Annotated in this window: 12 protein-coding genes; 6 read left to right on the top strand and 6 right to left on the bottom strand. The window is 44.9% G+C overall.

What is annotated here, in order from left to right:
* Positions 1-107: 107 nt before the first annotated feature.
* The gene (locus J7649_RS11270) at positions 108-1814 is read right to left on the bottom strand and encodes a GGDEF domain-containing protein (RefSeq protein ID WP_219308098.1); all 1707 of its coding nucleotides are present in this window, start codon (positions 1812-1814) and stop codon (positions 108-110) included.
* 1135 nt (positions 1815-2949) lie between these two features.
* On the opposite strand from J7649_RS11270, the gene omp33-36 reads away from it, so the two are divergent.
* Both omp33-36 and J7649_RS11260 read left to right on the top strand, forming a co-directional pair.
* Positions 2950-3828, top strand: coding sequence for a porin Omp33-36 (gene omp33-36 / locus J7649_RS11265; protein ID WP_219308095.1), 879 nt, complete (start codon positions 2950-2952; stop codon positions 3826-3828).
* Between the two features lie 141 nt (positions 3829-3969).
* Complete coding sequence (locus J7649_RS11260) at positions 3970-4911, top strand: putative porin (RefSeq protein ID WP_219308085.1); 942 nt, start codon at positions 3970-3972, stop codon at positions 4909-4911.
* Positions 4912-4979: 68 nt separating this feature from the next.
* Here the strand turns inward: J7649_RS11260 and J7649_RS11255 are convergent, their stop codons facing one another.
* The 4 genes from J7649_RS11255 to J7649_RS11240 form a co-directional block, all read right to left on the bottom strand.
* On the bottom strand, positions 4980-6950 hold the full coding sequence (locus tag J7649_RS11255) for a BCCT family transporter (RefSeq protein WP_219308083.1): 1971 nt from the start codon (positions 6948-6950) through the stop codon (positions 4980-4982).
* Positions 6951-7125: 175 nt separating this feature from the next.
* Positions 7126-7839 carry an ion channel gene (locus tag J7649_RS11250; protein WP_219308081.1) on the bottom strand — a complete coding sequence of 238 codons (714 nt, stop codon included), beginning with the start codon at positions 7837-7839 and terminating at the stop codon, positions 7126-7128.
* 246 nt (positions 7840-8085) lie between these two features.
* The gene (locus J7649_RS11245; protein WP_082180539.1) at positions 8086-9792 is read right to left on the bottom strand and encodes a cation acetate symporter; all 1707 of its coding nucleotides are present in this window, start codon (positions 9790-9792) and stop codon (positions 8086-8088) included.
* Between the two features lies 1 nt (position 9793).
* The gene (locus J7649_RS11240) at positions 9794-10126 is read right to left on the bottom strand and encodes a DUF485 domain-containing protein (RefSeq protein ID WP_004281374.1); all 333 of its coding nucleotides are present in this window, start codon (positions 10124-10126) and stop codon (positions 9794-9796) included.
* 182 nt (positions 10127-10308) lie between these two features.
* Between J7649_RS11240 and J7649_RS11235 the strand changes: the two genes are divergently transcribed.
* Positions 10309-13800 carry a hybrid sensor histidine kinase/response regulator gene (locus J7649_RS11235; RefSeq protein WP_219308079.1) on the top strand — a complete coding sequence of 1164 codons (3492 nt, stop codon included), beginning with the start codon at positions 10309-10311 and terminating at the stop codon, positions 13798-13800.
* A 410-nt stretch (positions 13801-14210) separates the two neighbouring features.
* On the top strand, positions 14211-14972 hold the full coding sequence (locus J7649_RS11230; RefSeq protein WP_004647267.1) for a hypothetical protein: 762 nt from the start codon (positions 14211-14213) through the stop codon (positions 14970-14972).
* Between the two features lie 89 nt (positions 14973-15061).
* On the opposite strand, the gene J7649_RS11225 is transcribed toward J7649_RS11230, so the two are convergent.
* On the bottom strand, positions 15062-15712 hold the full coding sequence (locus tag J7649_RS11225; protein WP_004281370.1) for a response regulator: 651 nt from the start codon (positions 15710-15712) through the stop codon (positions 15062-15064).
* Positions 15713-16086: 374 nt separating this feature from the next.
* Between J7649_RS11225 and msuE the strand changes: the two genes are divergently transcribed.
* Positions 16087-16821 carry an FMN reductase gene (msuE, locus tag J7649_RS11220; RefSeq protein WP_219308076.1) on the top strand — a complete coding sequence of 245 codons (735 nt, stop codon included), beginning with the start codon at positions 16087-16089 and terminating at the stop codon, positions 16819-16821.
* A 26-nt stretch (positions 16822-16847) separates the two neighbouring features.
* The gene (gene sfnG / locus J7649_RS11215) at positions 16848-17960 is read left to right on the top strand and encodes a dimethylsulfone monooxygenase SfnG (RefSeq protein ID WP_219308074.1); all 1113 of its coding nucleotides are present in this window, start codon (positions 16848-16850) and stop codon (positions 17958-17960) included.
* Positions 17961-18106: the final 146 nt, after the last annotated feature.

The following is an 18106-nucleotide window of genomic DNA, read 5'->3' as shown; positions in this document are numbered from 1 at the left end:
ACATGGATGTCGCTCGTTCGACTGTGCTAAAGGGACTTAGCATCAGTCGAACAAATGCATTTTGCTACTTTTGTGCAATTCAAAAGTAGAGAAAGCAGTCTTTTGAACTAAACCTCAGCCACCGCATTACGTCCTTTGGCCTTTGCTGCAAACAGAGCATCATCTGCATTTGACAATAAAGCCATCCACGACACGGCACCAATGGCAACCCCGATACTGACCGAAATCTGAATCTCGTCTCCTGCTGCAGTCACAATATGACGCTCAGCCACTTCAGCGCGGATTTTATTGGCCACAATCAATGCCTGCTGCATCTGGATATTTTCAATCAGCACCAGAAATTCATCGCCCCCATAACGTACCAGCAAATCTGTAGCACGGACATTGGCCTTTAAACGCTCGGCCACCAGCTGAATCACCTGATCGCCAATAATATGCCCATATTGATCATTCACCTGTTTAAAATGATCAATATCAATAATCATCAAACAGGTTTGGCTCAATTGACCCGGCTGATTTTCCATAAAACGAATATATTCTTCTAGCGCGAAACGGTTGGATAATCCGGTCAAAGAATCGGAATGGGCAATATTCTTTAAACGGAACTCTAGCGCATCACGTTCTTGCAACATCTGTTGCAATTTCTGAATGGCAGCGAATAAGGAATCAGAATGATTCACTTCACGCAGCCGCATATCAATTTTCTGACGACCCGAGTTTTTAGACAAACTCAACAACATGCGGCGTGCCTGAATCAGCGGCAAAAATACCTGTTTGCGTGCAAAGACCATGGTGGAAATCGCGGTCAGTAATGAAATCAACGATACCAGTACACTCCAGATCAAACGCTGCATATTGCTGTTCATTTCCTGAATAGCGGCATCTCTGCTGTATTGCAGTAGGTAAGTTTGCAGGTCTACCACAGTCGCAAATTTATCTACCATCCCTTCAGTCAGCTCTGTTCCGCTCAAACGGTAGTCACGTTGCTCCAGACTGTCACTGATCAGTTCACTCACAATCGGTAAGCCTTGCTGAATAAACTCGGTTTCTACCCGTCGATGTAAACGAATGAACTCCTCTGTTTTATCTTGAACAGGCTGAATGGTATCAATCAAGGCCCACAAATAACGCACCTGATGTTGGGTCTGTAAAGAACGGGTAATATTTTCAGTGGGAAGCGGCGCTTCAAAAGTCACATGCGCCATGATAGACGAGGCAACCCGCCCCGCCTGATCACGTAAATCAGATAAAAATAGAATCTGGCTGATATAGTTATTCAGAGGGGTGGACGAGCTATCTGAAGCCACCGCCACGTCACGCAAAAGTTCACGGCAACTTTCCCAGGCAGCAAACATGGCCAGAATTGCCTGATCAAGCTCTTGCGCACTGCGTTGCTGACGTGGCATCCGGGTATAGGCATCAACCTGTGCACGTCCTTTTTTCAAACTATTTTCAAGCTGTGAAAGTTGCTGACTCAGGTTGTTAAACCCGACCTCCGTCAAGACATCCGCGGTCTGGGACAATTGCCGATCCACCTGTTGACGATAGCTGATTAACTCTTGCTGATGCTGGGCAAATTCCTGCACCGAACTGGACATGGCTTTATTGGCAGGCGCACGCTCACGCGAAATTTTATTCGCCAGATCAGCGACCTGCTGTAAGGCATTCAATTGTTGATAAGTTTGTCTGGATTTTAAATAACTTTGACTGCTACTCACAATTAAGGGAATACAGATGCAAAGTAAACATAAAATAATAATCGACATCGACCAGTACAAACGTTTACTGATCCACTCAGAGCGTAAGGTATTCATGCTGTTGTATTACGCCCCAATATGACAAGCAAAGCTAAATAGATTGATTATTATACAAATAAAACAGGATGGTCTTAAAGCCTTTAGTCTTACTTCACTTATGTTTTTAATGAATTTTTATCATCTATTATTTTTCAGATACTTAAGTTGGTTTATTTAAAATGTTAATGCAGGGTTTCATGACTACAATTCCCTATAAACTCTTACAAAAACAAGGGAATTTAAGCAGCTAAAAAAATATAAAAACTTGCTTTCTGCACTATTTACACCTGCAACAAATAGGTGCATAATGCACCGCATTAGGGCGAGTTAAATTATTCCTCAGCAGATATTTTAGTTTACCCGCAAATTTTGGCGAAAAAACCCCGATTTTCTATGAAAATTGGGGTTTTTTTTAGCTATTGAATTTTAGACCTACATTTTTACTTTTTAATATGCACTATTTTGGTGCTTAAAATTATTATAATATTTCTTTATCCTCATGTTGTTTTGAGTTGAAGGTTTTTTCACAAACAGAGTGATCTGAAATAAAAAATACTGGACAAAAAAAAGCCCAACCTTGGGGAAAGCTGGGCGATAAAACAAAAAATTGTGGAGAATCAGGCTAAATCACTATGAAAGTGTGAACTCTAACTTGATTTTCATATTATGTAAAATTCCCCTAAAAATGTAAAGTCGATTGCTTCAGTCAAGATTATAAAACATGCCCATTTAGCTCAAAAAACAAACATCCATTCTAAGACCCAAGCTGATGATGCTTTAAAATCAAGCAATCCAATCAAAGACCTGATGCGCCAGACATTTTGCACTTCTTGACACATTTATGAATTAACTCACCTATTATTAATTGTTTTAATAGATAAATATAATATAATTAATCGTATTAATTGATTAAAATAACAACATAATTTCTCCTTAATCTTTAGTCCCGATTCTATATTTAAAGTCTAGATTTTTGTTATACAAGAGTTTTTATATAAAATAGCTTCGGAGCCTAATACTTGAATTTTACACAAAATTAATACAATGATTTAGCTTAAAAAAATAGCGATTTCGAATTGGATTGACTTAATAAATTGTTACAATACAATATGTTCAAAAGTTGTACACATCTTGTAACAAAACGGTAAATATCATGAAAAAACTCGGTTTAGCCACTGCTTTATTATTAGCCATGACCGGTGCTCAAGCATATCAATTTGAAGTTCAAGGTCAATCAGAGTTCATCGACAATACTGCGAATGAACAAGACTTCACTGGTGCAGTTCAAGGTACTTACTACTTCAACAATGTTGATGCTTCTAAAGGTCCTTTAGCTGAAGCTGCTTTTTTAAACCAAGCATCTAATGTTTCTGCTGCTTATACATACGGCGAAGACGGACAAGAATTTGGTGATCGCACTGTGCACCATACTTTCGGTGTAAAAGGTGAAGCGTATATCCCGACTAACGTTGTTCCTGCTTATGCAAGCGCTTCTTATAGCCATACCATCACTGATAACAAAGCTGGTAACCCAACAGATGATAATGGCGACCGTTATGCATTAGAACTGGGTGCTCTAGTTGCTCCTAACTTCCTGGTAGCTGTAGGTTACACAAGCGTTGCAGACCAAACTTCCTATGACGCTTTCAACATGTTCAACAACGGTGTTGCTAAAGCTGCTCTTGAATCAGAAACCATTGCTGATAAGAAAGATGCAATCACTGCCCGCACTAAATATGTAGGCGCGATTGACGGCACTAACATGTCAATTGGTTTTGAAAGTGGCCTGGTTTATGGCAAAGATACTGCCTACAACTTAGGTACAACTCTTTTCCTTAACCCACAGTTAAGCGTTGGTGCATCTTATATGGAATCTAGCTTTGCTGGTTCTCCAGACAAAGCTTGGGGCGCGAACGTAAACTACTTCATCACTCCTGCTGTTGCAGTTGGCGCATCTTATGTAAATGCAAATGCTGAAGGCCAAGCACTGGATACACAAACGATTGGTGTAAATGCCAAATTCCGTTTCTAATTTCTGATTAGATTCTGAATCAAAAAAGGACACGATATGTGTCCTTTTTTGTTAGCAATTTTACTACTGATTAAAGGTTGACCTTTTGTCTTTTATTCATGAAAATTCAAATGTTTTTTCATTAATTTAATTGGAATGCGTATGAAAAAGGTTTATTTAGCATCGGCATTATTATTTGCTGTGACAGGTGCCCAAGCCTACCAAGCTGAAGTTCAAGGTACTGTAGGCTATTACGATGCTGAACTTAACGATGGTAACTATAATGTTGGGGTACAAGGGACTTACTATTTTAAAGATATCGACACCTCTAAAGGACCATTAGCTGAAGCTGCTTTCTTGAATCAAGCGAGCAGTATTTCTGCAGGCTACAATTTTGGCCAGCTTACTGCAGATATTAACCAAACGGTTAATGGTGGCGGCAATTCAGTTACTATAAATGAAGAATTTGATGTAGAACAACAAACTTATGGCATTAAGGGTGAAACCTATATTCCTACAAATGTTGTGCCTGTATATGCAAGCGCATCCTATAACCATTCTAAAACTGATGCTAAAAACGATTTTACAGCTTTAATTCAAAATGATGATTCTGGCGATCGCTACGCACTTGAGCTTGGTGCTCTAGTTGCTCCAAATTTCTTGATGGCACTTGGTTATACGAATATTGCTGCTACGGAATCTCTGGATACATTCAACATTTTAAATAATGGTTTGATGAGTGCTACGATGGAAGCACGCAGTATTAGTGACAAGAAAGATGCTATTACAGCACGAACTAAATATGTAGGTCCAATCGATGGTACTGACATGTCAATTGGTTTTGAAGCTGGTCTAGTTTCTGGCGAAGATACGATGTATCAACTGAAAACAGACCTTTATGTAACGCCTAAACTTGGTCTAGGGGTTTCTTATACAGATGGTAGCTACAAAAGCGCTACTGTTCCAACATCTGCAGTTGGTTTAAATGCGAGCTACTTCGTCACTCCAGCTGTATCACTAGGTGCTAGCTACGTTTATGCTGATGGTAAATATGGCGCAAATGATGCACAACTTGGTGCGTTCAATGCCAAATTCCGTTTCTAATTTCTGATTAGGTTCTGGATCAAAAAAGGACGCATATTGCGTCCTTTTTTATTGTTTTATGACTTCGTTTACTCAGGCGTACGTACCAGACTTAAGAAGTGCAAATGACGTTCATATTGGTCAATAATGTCCTGTAATAGATCTTCTTGCGTCCATTCCATCACATCATAGCCCTGCCCGCCTTCTCTTAAAAAGACTTCTGCCTGATAGGAATCTACGCCCGCATTCTCCAGTTCAGACATAAAGCTTGGACTTAACGTCTGGGTGGCATTGACCTGATAGATAAAATTAATTTCATCCTGATGATCAACCCGGAGCTGTATACCATCTTCTAGCGGGCTAATCGCCACGTGTAATCGGCGTCGTTTCAATTCACTTTGAAAGCTGAGAAATGCCTTATTCACTGTATTGTGAATATACTGCTGCACCTCTTCCTGAGTGTGCGGATAATGCATGATCAGGCCTAAGCGCTGTTGCCAGCTGCGCGGATTCTGGATCGCACGCGGGGTAATCCGTGCGGCTTGCAGTGCATGCATTTTGGTGACATCCAGATGTAGGGCTTTGATTAATCCCCAACACATCAGCAGCATAATGAATGTAAATGGCAAAGCACTCATGATCGTGGCCGATTGCAAAGCCTCTAAGCCTCCTGCCAGTAAAAGGATGATAGCCAGTAAAGCCATGAGTACGGTCCAGAACAGACGCTGCCAGGTCGGTGAATTTTCACTTTTTGCTGTCAGATAATCAGTCACCAATGCTCCTGAATCGGCAGAAGTCACAAAGAACAGCATCACCAGTAAAGTTGCAATGATACTGGTCACTGAGCTGAAAGGCAGATTAGCTAAAAATTCGAATAGAGCCACAGAGGAATCACGTTGAACTGCTTCTAGCAAGCTGGTATTGGCTTCATGCATAATGCTATACAGCGCAGCATTGCCCATAAAGCCCATCCAGATCAAGGTAAATCCAGTCGGGATCAGCAATACACCCACGATAAATTCACGAATACTGCGGCCTTCCGAGACCCGGGCAATAAACATCCCAACAAATGGCGACCAGGAAATCCACCAGGCCCAGTACATGATGGTCCAGCCCCCAATCCAGCCACTTGGCTGGTAGGCATACAGATTAAAGGTCATACTAAACAGATTAGAGACATACTGGCCGGCATTCTGAATAGTTGTCTGTAACAGATAAATACTCGGACCTGCCACAAAGACAAAAATCAGCAACAGCAGTGCAAGTACCAAATTTAGTTCAGATAAACGTTTAATTCCTTTGTCTAATCCAAAAAATACGGAAGTAGCCGCCATGGCACTGACCACAATAATCAAAATGATCTGAGTACTGGGTGCCTGTTCAATGCCAAACAAATAGTTCAAACCTGAATTGATTTGGGTCACCCCGAAACCAAGCGTGGTGGCCACACCAAATACCGTACCAATGGTGGCAAAGGTATCGACGCCATCTCCAATCGGACCATAAATCTTTTGACCAATCAGTGGATACAAGGCCGAACGGATTTTTAAAGGCAATTGATGCCGGTAAGCAAAATAAGCCAAGGATAGGCCAACAAGCGTATAAATAGCCCAGGCATGTAAGCCCCAGTGGAAAAAGGTGACCCGCATAGATTGTTGTGCAGCCAGTACAGTTTCCGGTTCACCGGCAGGTGGCGTGACATAATGCATCACCGGTTCGGCCACGCCAAAGAACATCAGTCCAATCCCCATTCCTGCGGTGAATAACATCGCAAACCAGGAGGCACTGCTATATTTCGGCTGGCTATGGTCGGGTCCCAGTTTGATTTTGCCCATATCCGATAGGGCAATATAAACCAGAAGGATGAGAAATATCGCCACCGACAATACATAGAACCAGCTAAAGGAGGTGGTAATCCACTGGTTCAGTTGCTGGGTGAAAACTGAAAAAGCATCGGGTGCAAATACGACCAACGCTAAAAATATCGCAATAATGGCGACAGTACTAATAAAAACATTTGGATTGATATTGGCAAACCAGGATGGTTTTGTGGAAGGCATACCTCCTCCATTTTTTAAAAATTGGATCGACAAACAGCGTCAAATAATTATTGGTAAGGTCAAAATGATCAGACAGATTCAGTCTATGGAAGCTAGATCTCCTGCTATTTTAGGATGTGACACAAAATAAAGCCGTTAAGTTACTGTAACCAATACAATAAAAGGATGAACTTCATTACTCAGGCGGGTTTTCTCTATTTTTCACGTTCTTTTTATGAGGTAGACGTGCGATATATTGCAAGGCAATTAAGCGGGATACAATCAGCGCCAGATACATCACCCCGACAAACATCTGAATAATCGCTAACATCCGTGCGACCGGACTGACCGGCATGATATCGGACAGTCCTGTTGCAGACTGTACACTGAAACTGAGAAAAATCAGATCCAGCCAGGGTTGATAGGCTTGTAAATCAGGGTCTGAAAAGCTGTATGGCACCAGAAGCTGGCAGATACTGTAGAGGAAGGCAAAGCCCCAGGCCAGTAAGGTAAATACTGCGCCAGCGGCAAAGAGTTCATCCTTGGTCAGATAACGGTCATGGAACATATAACGTAGCAGGCCATAGGCTGCACTGAAATAAGCACCGGCTTCAAACAGGTTGGCGGTGACATGGATCCAGGTATAATGCAGCCCCAGCACAATCAGAGAGGAGAAGAAAATCGCGCCGGCGACAAAGCTGAGTCCTAAAATGGTAAACATCGGAGTCTGGCGAATGACTCTGGCAATCACCAGTAAAACCAGAACACCCAGTACCCAGGTTCCCGCCCGATAAGACACGCTTTCATAACTCAATACCGACAAGATCAAGATCAGCAATTGCAGGCACAACAGCCATGCCGAAGGCAGATGGGTAAAGCTGTTCCAGAACTGCTGCAGAGATTGCTTCATAATGCCCTTCTTGTTGCTCTTCTTGTCACTATCTTCATGTAGGGAACACATTGTTATGGTTAGCCGCTTTTAACATAGCATGCTCAAAGCAGCTTGCAGATATGCGATTTGTATGAAAATTACTGAAATAACACTGCACAAATCCAGCCAGCTCAATTCAATACGGCGTTTATACTAAAGAAAAAACTTGATGATATCTCCATAAAAAAAGCCCCTGACGGGGCTTTTTTTAGCGTAGCGCAGATCTTAGTGATCCGATGCGCCTGAGATACCAATACCGGTTTGTGAACGTACAAACTGGGCATCAAAGGCTTTGCGTTCTGCCTGAGCCTGTGCCGAATTATCCGTCACAGAGAACAACCAGCAGCACAAGAATGACAATGGCATCGCGAAGATTGCAGGACCATTGAACGGGTTCACTGGCGTATCAGAAATACCCAAAGTATCGACCCATACTGCTTTAGACAGCACAATCAAGGTTACTGCGGTTACCAGACCGGCAACACCACCAATAACTGCACCACGTGTCGTCAAACCTTTCCAGAACATAGACAATACTAGTACCGGGAAGTTGGCACATGCCGCAACCGAGAATGCCAGACCGACCATGAAGGCTACGTTTTGTTTCTCGAACAGAATCCCGAGAATCATCGCGAAGATCGCAAGACCTAAAGTCGCAATTTTAGACATACGTAGTTCAGATTCAGGCGTGGTTTGGCCTTTCTTCAACACGTTGGCATACAAGTCATGCGAAATTGCTGAAGCACCTGACAGGGTCAAACCAGCAACCACTGCAAGAATCGTGGCAAATGCAACTGCAGAAATGAAGCCCATGAACAGGTCGCCGCCCACTGCATCAGACAGGTGCACCGCCGCCATGTTATTACCACCCACCAGCTCCAGCTTGCCAGTCACAGCCATTTTCGCAACATCAAGGAATTGCGGGTTGTTCGATACATATAGAATCGCACCGAAACCAATGATGAAGGTTAATAGGTAGAAATAACCAATAAAACCTGTAGCAACTACGACTGATTTACGCGCTTCTTTGGCATCTTTTACCGTGAAGAAACGCATCAGGATATGTGGCAGACCTGCGGTACCAAACATCAATGCCAGACCTAAAGAAATCGCATCAATCGGATTAGACGCCAGACTACCCGGACCCATGATCTTGGTCGCATCTGCCAGGCTCAAGTCATGCACTTTTGAATAAACACCAATCGCCTGCTCAAACATGTTGGTAAAGCTGAAGCCCACGCCTTTCATGACCATAAATGCCATAAAGGTCGCACCAGACAGCAACATCACCGCCTTGATGATCTGTACCCAAGTGGTTGCCAACATACCGCCGAACATCACGTAGGCCATCATCAACAAGCCAACGATCACGACTGCAATGTTATAGTTCAGACCGAATAGAAGTTTGATCAGCTGACCTGCACCCACCATCTGTGCAATCAGATAGAACGCGACCACAACCAGTGAACTTAGAGCAGCCAAGGTACGTACCGGTTTTTCCTGCAAGCGGAAAGACACTACGTCTGACAGGTTGTATTTACCCAGGTTACGCAGACGTTCTGCCACCAGGAACAATACAATCGGCCAGCCCACCATGAAACCCAGTGAATACAGCAAGCCATCAAAACCGGACAGGAATACCATCGCGGAAATACCCAGGAACGATGCAGCTGACATATAGTCACCAGCAATCGCCAGGCCATTCTGGAAACCGGAAATACCGCCACCGGCAGTATAGAAGTCTTTGGTATTGGTGGTTTGTTTTGCTGCCCATTTGGTAATAAACAGCGTAGCACCTACGAAAATCACAAACATGATAATCGCGTGCCAGTTGGTCGCCTGCTGTTCTGCTGCACCCAGATCAGGACCAGCGAATGCAACGCCTGAAGCCACTATCGTGGTCGCCAGGGCAATAAGAGAATTCCATTTCATCTTAGTGGTGTCCTTTTTCATGCGCAATCGCTTCGACTTCACGGATTGCTTCTTCAGTCAATTGATCAAGTTTGTTATTGGCAATGTAGGAATACACACCACACAAGATAAACGACAGGACAATGATACCTAGACCAAGTGGAATACCCCACGTGGTCACACCACCTGAAATTGAAGACAATAGAAATTCTTTGTTGTAACCAACCAGCAACATGAAACCCACATAGACAAATAGCATAATGCCGGTCAACGTCCAGCTGAGCATACTTTTCTTGCGGACCATTTCCTTGAATTTTGGATTTTGTAGAATACGATCTACTTGTACCTCATCCATAATTACTCTCCTGTAGCCCAACCTTGGGCTGCCTATTTTTTAATTTGAATTATCACTGTTGCAAGTTAACAATAATCGTAGGTGCTTGTAATTTAGACTTTGGTCGTTAAAAAATGATCAATTTAAACTGTAGCGTTCACGATGCGTTATCATAGCGGCATGCTCAGTACACATCAGGCTATATGAACAGTTGGCTCATCATAGGGGTACTCGCCCTCTATATCGCATTACTCTTTATCTGCGCTTTCTACGGGGAAAAACATGCCAGCCGGCTGAGTACCCGTGGGCGCATGCTATTGTTTAGTTTAACTTTAGGCGTCTACTGTTCCTCCTGGACCTTTTATGGCGCCACGGGTGCTGCGGTACGTGAAGGCATTATTTTCCTGCCGATCTATCTGGGTCCGCTGCTCTTCGTTGCCGTCGGCTATGACATCTGGCGCCGTCTGGGACGGGTGAGACAGCATCATGCCATTTCTTCGATCGCTGACTTTGTCGCAGCACGCTATGGTAAAAGTGGTCCCCTCGCCTCGCTGGTGACCATTCTGGCGGTGGTGGCGATTGTGCCTTATCTGGCCTTACAGTTACGTGCGATTGCCTTAAGTGCCGCCGTCATTCTGGAACCTTCCGCAGGTGTAACCGGCACGACCAATGGCGTACTGTTTCTGACTGGGGTTCTGGCAATACTGGCGATGATGTTTGGTACCCGGCAGATTGCCAATACTGAACAGCATGGCGGGCTGATGCTGGCCGTAGCATTTGAGTCTTTTGTTAAACTCTTCGCCCTGTTGGCAGTCGCCTGTTTCTTTATGTTTGAAGCACCAGAAAATCTGGCACAGATCAGTAGCGATATCAGTACCACTTTTCATGATGTACAACTGTTTGGCGTGCCACAAAGTTTCTGGATTCAGACCCTGCTCGCGGCACTGGCCATTATCTGCCTACCGCGTCAGTTCCATGTAGCTGTGGTTGAGCTACGTGATGAAAAACATATTCGTGGTGCGCGGCGTTGGTTTGCAGTTTATTTGATTCTGACTACCTTGGCGATTATTCCAATTGCCAGCTGGGCGCTACATGCTGCACCGCAATATCTGGCCATTCCGGATGTGGCGGTCCTGTCCTTACCACTTAGCTATAATCAGGACTGGCTCACTTTATTAGCCTTCTTAGGTGGTTTTTCTGCCTCTACCGGGATGCTGCTGGTGTCTTCTGTGGCACTGTCAATCATGCTCAGCAATGACTTGATCATGCCGGCGTTGTGGCGTTTAAAGCTGATTTCCCGGCATGACAAACGCTTGCCGCTGGTGCTGAAATTTACCCGCCGGGTCTGTATCCTGGGCGTGATGTTGATGGGCTTCCTGTTCTTCAATTTCTTTAATGATATTGACCAGTTGTCGGTTTTTGGTCTGTTGGCATTTAGTGCGGTGGCGCAATTCGCCCCAGCATTAATTGGTGGCCTGTACTGGCGTGGCGGCAGTAAACAGGGTGTCTATGCCGGACTGTTGACCGGTTTTGCCTTGTGGGCTTATACCCTGCTGTTTCCGACCATTTTGCGCAGCCTGCCCGAAGCCTATAGCAGCTTTAGTCAAAGCCTGCTGAATCAAGGTCCTTTTGGCTGGAACTGGTTAAGACCGGAAGCCCTGATCGGTTTTGAGTCTTTTGATCCGCTCACGCATGGAGTAGTCTGGGCACTGGGCTTAAATACCCTACTGTATATCTGGATTTCCCGTATTTTCCGCCCAAGTATTGCCGAACACATTCAGGCCGAAAGTTTCTTCTATTATGAAACCAAGCCACTACCCTCGCAGAGTCCTTCTACCGAGGTCAGCTATTCGCATCAGGATGTTGCCCGTTTAAAAGTCGGCGATCTGATTACCCTGGCCAAACGCATTACCGGCGAAGGCCCAACCACACGCGCTTTCCAGCAATTCTGTACCCAAAACAGCGTTGAGCTGAATGAAAACAGCAGTGCCAATGGCATGTGGTGGCGTTTCACTGAACAGTATCTGGCGGGGACTATCGGGGCAGCTTCAGCACGTACCCTGCTTACTACCGCCATGGTCAATAATGGCCTGGCCTTGGGTCAGGTCGCCAATATTCTCGATCAGGCCTCGCAATGGCAACGCTTCAATCAGAATCTGATCATGACCATGATTGATCACATGACCCAAGGGGTCAGCGTAGTCGATGAAAACATGTGTCTGGTCGCATGGAACAATCAGTATCTGAAACTGTTCGATTATCCGACCGATATTGTCTATGTCGGTTGTCCAATCGCAGACCTGATCCGTTATAACGCTGAACGTGGTGAATGTGGCCCGGGCTCGGTTGAAGAACATGTACGGAAACGGATTCACTGGATGCAGGTCGGCAGTGCCCATGAATTTGAACGGATTCGTAAAGATGGCCGCGTCATTCAGATGCGCGGCAATCCGATCGAAGGCGGCGGGTTCGTTACCACTTTCGCCGATATTACTGCGTTCCGTGAAAATGAAGCCGTGCTTGAAGCCCGCGTTCAGGACCGTACCCAGCAGCTGGCCGATGCATTGTCCGAGCAGCAACTGGCGCGTGAACAGGCCGATAAGGCCAATATGTCAAAAAGCCGCTTCATTGCAGCCGCCAGTCATGACCTGTTGCAGCCAATGCATGCCGCGCGCCTGTTCAGTACCGCACTCGAACAAAGCGTGCAGAATGATGAAGACCGCAAGACCTTACAACAACTGGATCGTGCTTTGCATGGTGCAGAAAGCATGTTGTCTGCCCTGCTGGATATTGCCCGACTGGAAGGCGGCACCATTCAGCCGAAACGTCAGGCTTATCCGCTGCATGACCTGCTCAGCGATCTGGAACTCCAGTTCAAATCCATCGCTGCACAGCGTGGTATCAAGTTCAGTGTGCATGATGCACAGTTCTGGATTGATACCGATCCACAATGGATTCGCCGCATTATCCAGAACTTTGTCAGCAATGCGTTGCGTTATACTGCCAGAGGTAAAGTGGTGGTCGGTGTATTACGTTCGAGCAGCAGACCGAATCATATCCGTATTGGCGTCTGGGATACTGGCCCGGGCATTGCCGAAGAACAGCGCATCAAACTGTTTCAGGAATTTGAACGTTGCGGCCACACCTCGCCTTGGGGTGAACAGGGTCTGGGCCTAGGTTTGGCGATCGTACAACGCATGACCAGCATGCTGGACTATCCGGTACATGTGTCTTCTGCGCTGGGTAAAGGTTCCTGCTTTATGATTGAAGTGCCTGTGATCGAAGCACCAAAAGTTGTCGCAGCACCGGTTCAGGCCGTACCTTTAAAGAGCAAGGCCTTTAAGATTCTGTGTCTGGATAATGATGAAACCATTCTGGAAGGCATGTCGACCTTATTGACCAAATGGGGCTATCAGGTATTTAAAGCCACCGAACCTGAGCAAGCAGCCATGCTGATTCAGCAGGAAAATATTCAGGTCTGGCTGGTGGATCAACATCTGAATCAGGACAAGATCGGTCTGGATTTCATTCTGGAACACCGTTCGAAGGATATTCCGGTCGCCCTGATTACCGCCGATTCCGATCCAGAATTGCCGCAACGTCTGAAAGAGCTGAACATTGTTCTGCTGAAAAAACCGCTAAAACCGGCATCATTACGTTCATGGTTATCCGGACTGAAGATTTCCGACTCCTAAGTAGATTACGATCTGATCAATGCCCATTTCAGACCATGAAATGGGCATTTTTTATACTCAACTGCCACATAAACTTACCTAGGTTGCATAAAATTTATTCTAATGTGCTAAAAGCAGCAAATATGCCGAAAATACAGCTGAATAAATTGACCAAAATGCTCATTTTTTAATTCACTATGGCAAAAACTGACGAATGTATTAATGTACATGTGTACACTTAGTTACAATTAGTTATCTTATTGTTTTTAATAAAAATTAAAGAGTAATTTTCCACTACTATAACTTTAGTCGTATTTTTTATCCCTTGCACTTGGCTCTAAAAATAGAGGAATAAGAAACGATCAGTTCCCATCTCATGCAGCCTTAATTTTTTGGTCGCTGATCTATTTCTGCATATCGGAGTTCTTCACATGAACATAGATCAAAACCATGGCCTGAATCAGACCCAGCAGTTTCACCGTCAATATGGCGCCAATGCCTTATTGCCAAGCATTGACTGGGCACAGATCTTTAAATACAGCAAGCTGAATGATGCCCAGTATCAGGCACTGGAAACGCTGTATCAGAGTGCAGTCCCTCTGGCACTGCAAGTCTTTGATGAATTACATTTTGATGTCTTTGAACCTTATGCCTACAAGCCGCAAGGTCTGGGTCTATTTGAAAAGATTGCTGAACAGGAAGACAAGCTGATTCAGTCTTTAGAAGCTGAAACAGAGGATCTTCCGGCAAAGACCCGTCATCAGATCTGGAGCATGTTGCTGCGTGGTGGCGCGGTACTGGTCTTTAAGGCCTGGCTGGGTAAAGTCAAAAATGAAGAAGATTGCCTGGACACCAGCCAATTTGATGAGCTGTCTGATCTGTTATTTATCAAAACCTGCCCACATGAACTGGCACAACGTTTACATGTCGATCCGAATACGCGCGACGAACATGTCTTCCTGATGTATGATAATGAAGTTTATCTGGATCGTTTTAACAGTCTGGAAACTGCAGCACTATTTGTCGATCTCGGTGTTTATGATGCGACTTTCCTGAGTCTGCGTGATGATCGCGTGGCGGAATATCTGAAATCGAAAGGTTATGTCACCGAAGAGCAGATTGACGAATTGCAATGTGCCTTAAATCCATTGTTTTGTGATGATTTCACCCGCAAGCAGGATTATATCGCCTAGCTGATTCAGGCCTTTGCACTCAATTTTGCAGATTTTGCCCATAAAAAAAGACCTCCAAGGAGGTCTTTTTCAATTCGTATATGCAGAATTTACATTTTGCGGTCTTCAATATTCAGTGCATTAATGGCCAATACCGCTTGTGTCCGGTTTTGTACGCCAAGCTTACGGAAGATTGCAGTCACATGCGCTTTAATCGTCGCTTCTGATACATCCAGTTCATAAGCAATCTGCTTGTTTAATAAACCTTCAGCCACCATCATCAATACCCGGAACTGTTGCGGCGTCAAAGACTGGATCCGTTCTGCCAAAGCCGTTTCATCGGCAGCACGCGGATCAAAATTCATATTGGCTGGCAGATTTGGCGGTAACCAGATTTCACCTTCCAGCACTTCACGAATCGCTTCACCGATATGGCTTGGGTGAGCAGATTTAGGAATATAGCCCATCGCACCATGCGCGATCGCACGCTGGATGATGCTGACTTCTTCATGTGCAGACACAACAATAATCGGTAAAGACGGATACTGTGCGCGGACATGCACCAGGGCAGAAAAGCCGGAAGCGCCCGGCAGGTTTAAATCCAGCAGCACAAGATCAGGCTCAGGGCCATTTTCTAGACGTTCATAAAATTCATTGACTGCCGCAGTTTCATGAATCTGGGCTTGTGGCAGGCTATAACGTACAGCTTGAATCAAGGCATGACGAAATAGTGGATGATCATCAACGATTAAAATATTCATAGGCAACGTGAGAGATCTTGGCACGGTAGTCCCTATTCTAACCACACAACCCGGTTAAGGATATGCAAGACACTACAATTTTTAAAATAATATGCAGTTTTTCTTCAAAATTGCCCATTTTTGCACTATTGCAATAATTGTTTAATTCTCATCACTTTTTTATATATCACTTATTCCTCACTGAAAAAGCTTATCTTTATTCAATATAAATATAAATATCATTCACTTACCCACAAAACCTTCCTTAAAAATCAGGCCTTTGTCGTATATCGCAAAATCAGATAACTTTTCAGCTTTTCGTTATTTTACAGCCCTTCGCTGAATCGGGATTAATAGGGTCATTCCGAGATTAACCCTATTTTCAGGTTCTAAATATGTCTAATTTTAATGCGCAAAAACCCTTAAATATTGTTGCCGTATCTGGCGGTTTAAATCACCCCTCAAAAACCGAAGCCTTGGTTCAGGCCATTCTGGATGAGCTTGGGGAAGCGACACCAATCAATGTGCATTTCATTAAATTTAGTGAAATTGGTTCGCTCTTGGGCGGCGCGATTTATCGCAATCAGTTGCCGCAACGCGTTCAGAATGATCTGGCAGCAGTAGAAGCCGCAGATGCGCTGATTGTTGGCACTCCTGTGTACCGCGCTTCATTTACCGGCCTGTTCAAGCATTTCTTTGACTTTGTTGAGCAAACGGCGCTGGTCGATGTTCCGGTATTACTGGCAGCTTCTGGTGGCAGTGACCGTCATGCGCTGGTGCTTGAACATCAACTGCGTCCTTTATTCAGCTTCTTTCAGGCACAGACTTTACCGATTGGGGTCTATGCCACCGACCGCGATTTCACCCCTGAATATACCATTCACAGTGAACTGCTTCGCGACCGGATTACCCTGGCTGTGGCACGTGCCTTGCCGATTCTTGAATGGGCACCAGCCAAAGGACAACGTGCTGAAGTCATTAAAGAAAAAACCATTCAAGCCAGTCAAAATCTGGGCATTAACAAGCAGATCGAACAGGAAGAAGTGCTGCCTTCAGCAGCCGTGCCGAGCCTGGATGCCGCAGAATCACGTTTACATAGCAAGAAAGTACCAAAGACTCAAGTGGCTTGAATACAGCATTGCAAGGGGTGATGAATATGTCGAATGATAAAAATATCGTATTTGCCTATTGGGTGCCGAATGTCAGTGGCGGCTTGGTGGTCAGTAACATCGAGCAGCGCACCGACTGGAGCTATGATTATAACGTGCGTCTGGCACAAACGGCTGAACAGGCAGGCTTTGATTATGCCCTGACCCAGATCCGTTTTACTGCCGGCTATAACGCAGAAAACCAGCATGAATCGGTGAGCTTCAGTCATGGCATTCTAGCCAAAACTGAACGTCTGAAAGTCATTGCCGCGATTCTACCGGGTCCATGGAAGCCAGCACTGGCTGCCAAACAGCTGGCAACCATTGACCATCTGAGCAATGGCCGGATCGCGATCAATGTAGTGAGTGGCTGGTTCCGCGGTGAGTTTGATGCGATTGGTGAAGAATGGCCGGAACATGACGAGCGTTATGCCCGTTCGGAAGAGTTTATCCGTAGCCTGAAAGGAGTCTGGAGCCAGAATAACTTTAATTTTGAAGGTAAATATTATCAATTCAAAGACTATACCCTGAGTCCTAAACCATTGCAGAAGCCTCATATAGAAATCTTTCAGGGCGGCAGTTCCCGGGCAGCACGTGATATGGCTTCGCGTGTGTCTGACTGGTACTTCACCAATGGCGATACCCCCGAAGAGCTGAAAAAACAGATTGATGATATTCGCGAAAAAGCCAAAGCGAATCATCACTCGGTGAGAATTGGCGTGAATGCCTTTGTGATTGCACGGGATAGCAAGGAAGAAGCGCAGGCCGTCTTGCAGGAAATCATTAGCAAGGCCAACGTGCAGGCGGTAAAATCTTTTGGTGAAGCCACCCGTGAAGCCGGCGCAGCAAGTCAGGAAGGTGAAGGCAACTGGGCCAAATCCACCTTTGAAGATCTGGTGCAATACAATGATGGTTTCCGCACCAATCTGATCGGAACACCGCAGCAGATTGCTGAACGGATTATCGAACTAAAAAAAGTGGGCGTAGATCTGATTCTGTCAGGCTTTTTGCACTTTATTGAAGAAGTCGAATATTTTGGCCAGAAGGTGCTGCCTTTGGTCCGTGAGCTTGAAGCACAACAGGCAACGCCTGTACAGCAAGAAGAAGCTGAGCCCGTATAATCCTTCCAATAAATCTCAGCAGACTCACTCCCTCCCTCAAGGCTCGGCTTGGGGGATTTTTTTATGTGATAAAATTGTTGTCTGGCTAGGTTTGAGACCAGCAATTCCTTAAAATTCTGCACTAACGACTTTCCAAGAATTTTAAC

It is taken from the genome of Acinetobacter lwoffii (assembly GCF_019343495.1).
GTDB lineage: Bacteria > Pseudomonadota > Gammaproteobacteria > Pseudomonadales > Moraxellaceae > Acinetobacter > Acinetobacter lwoffii_P.
This window is presented reverse-complemented; position numbering and strand designations above follow the sequence as displayed.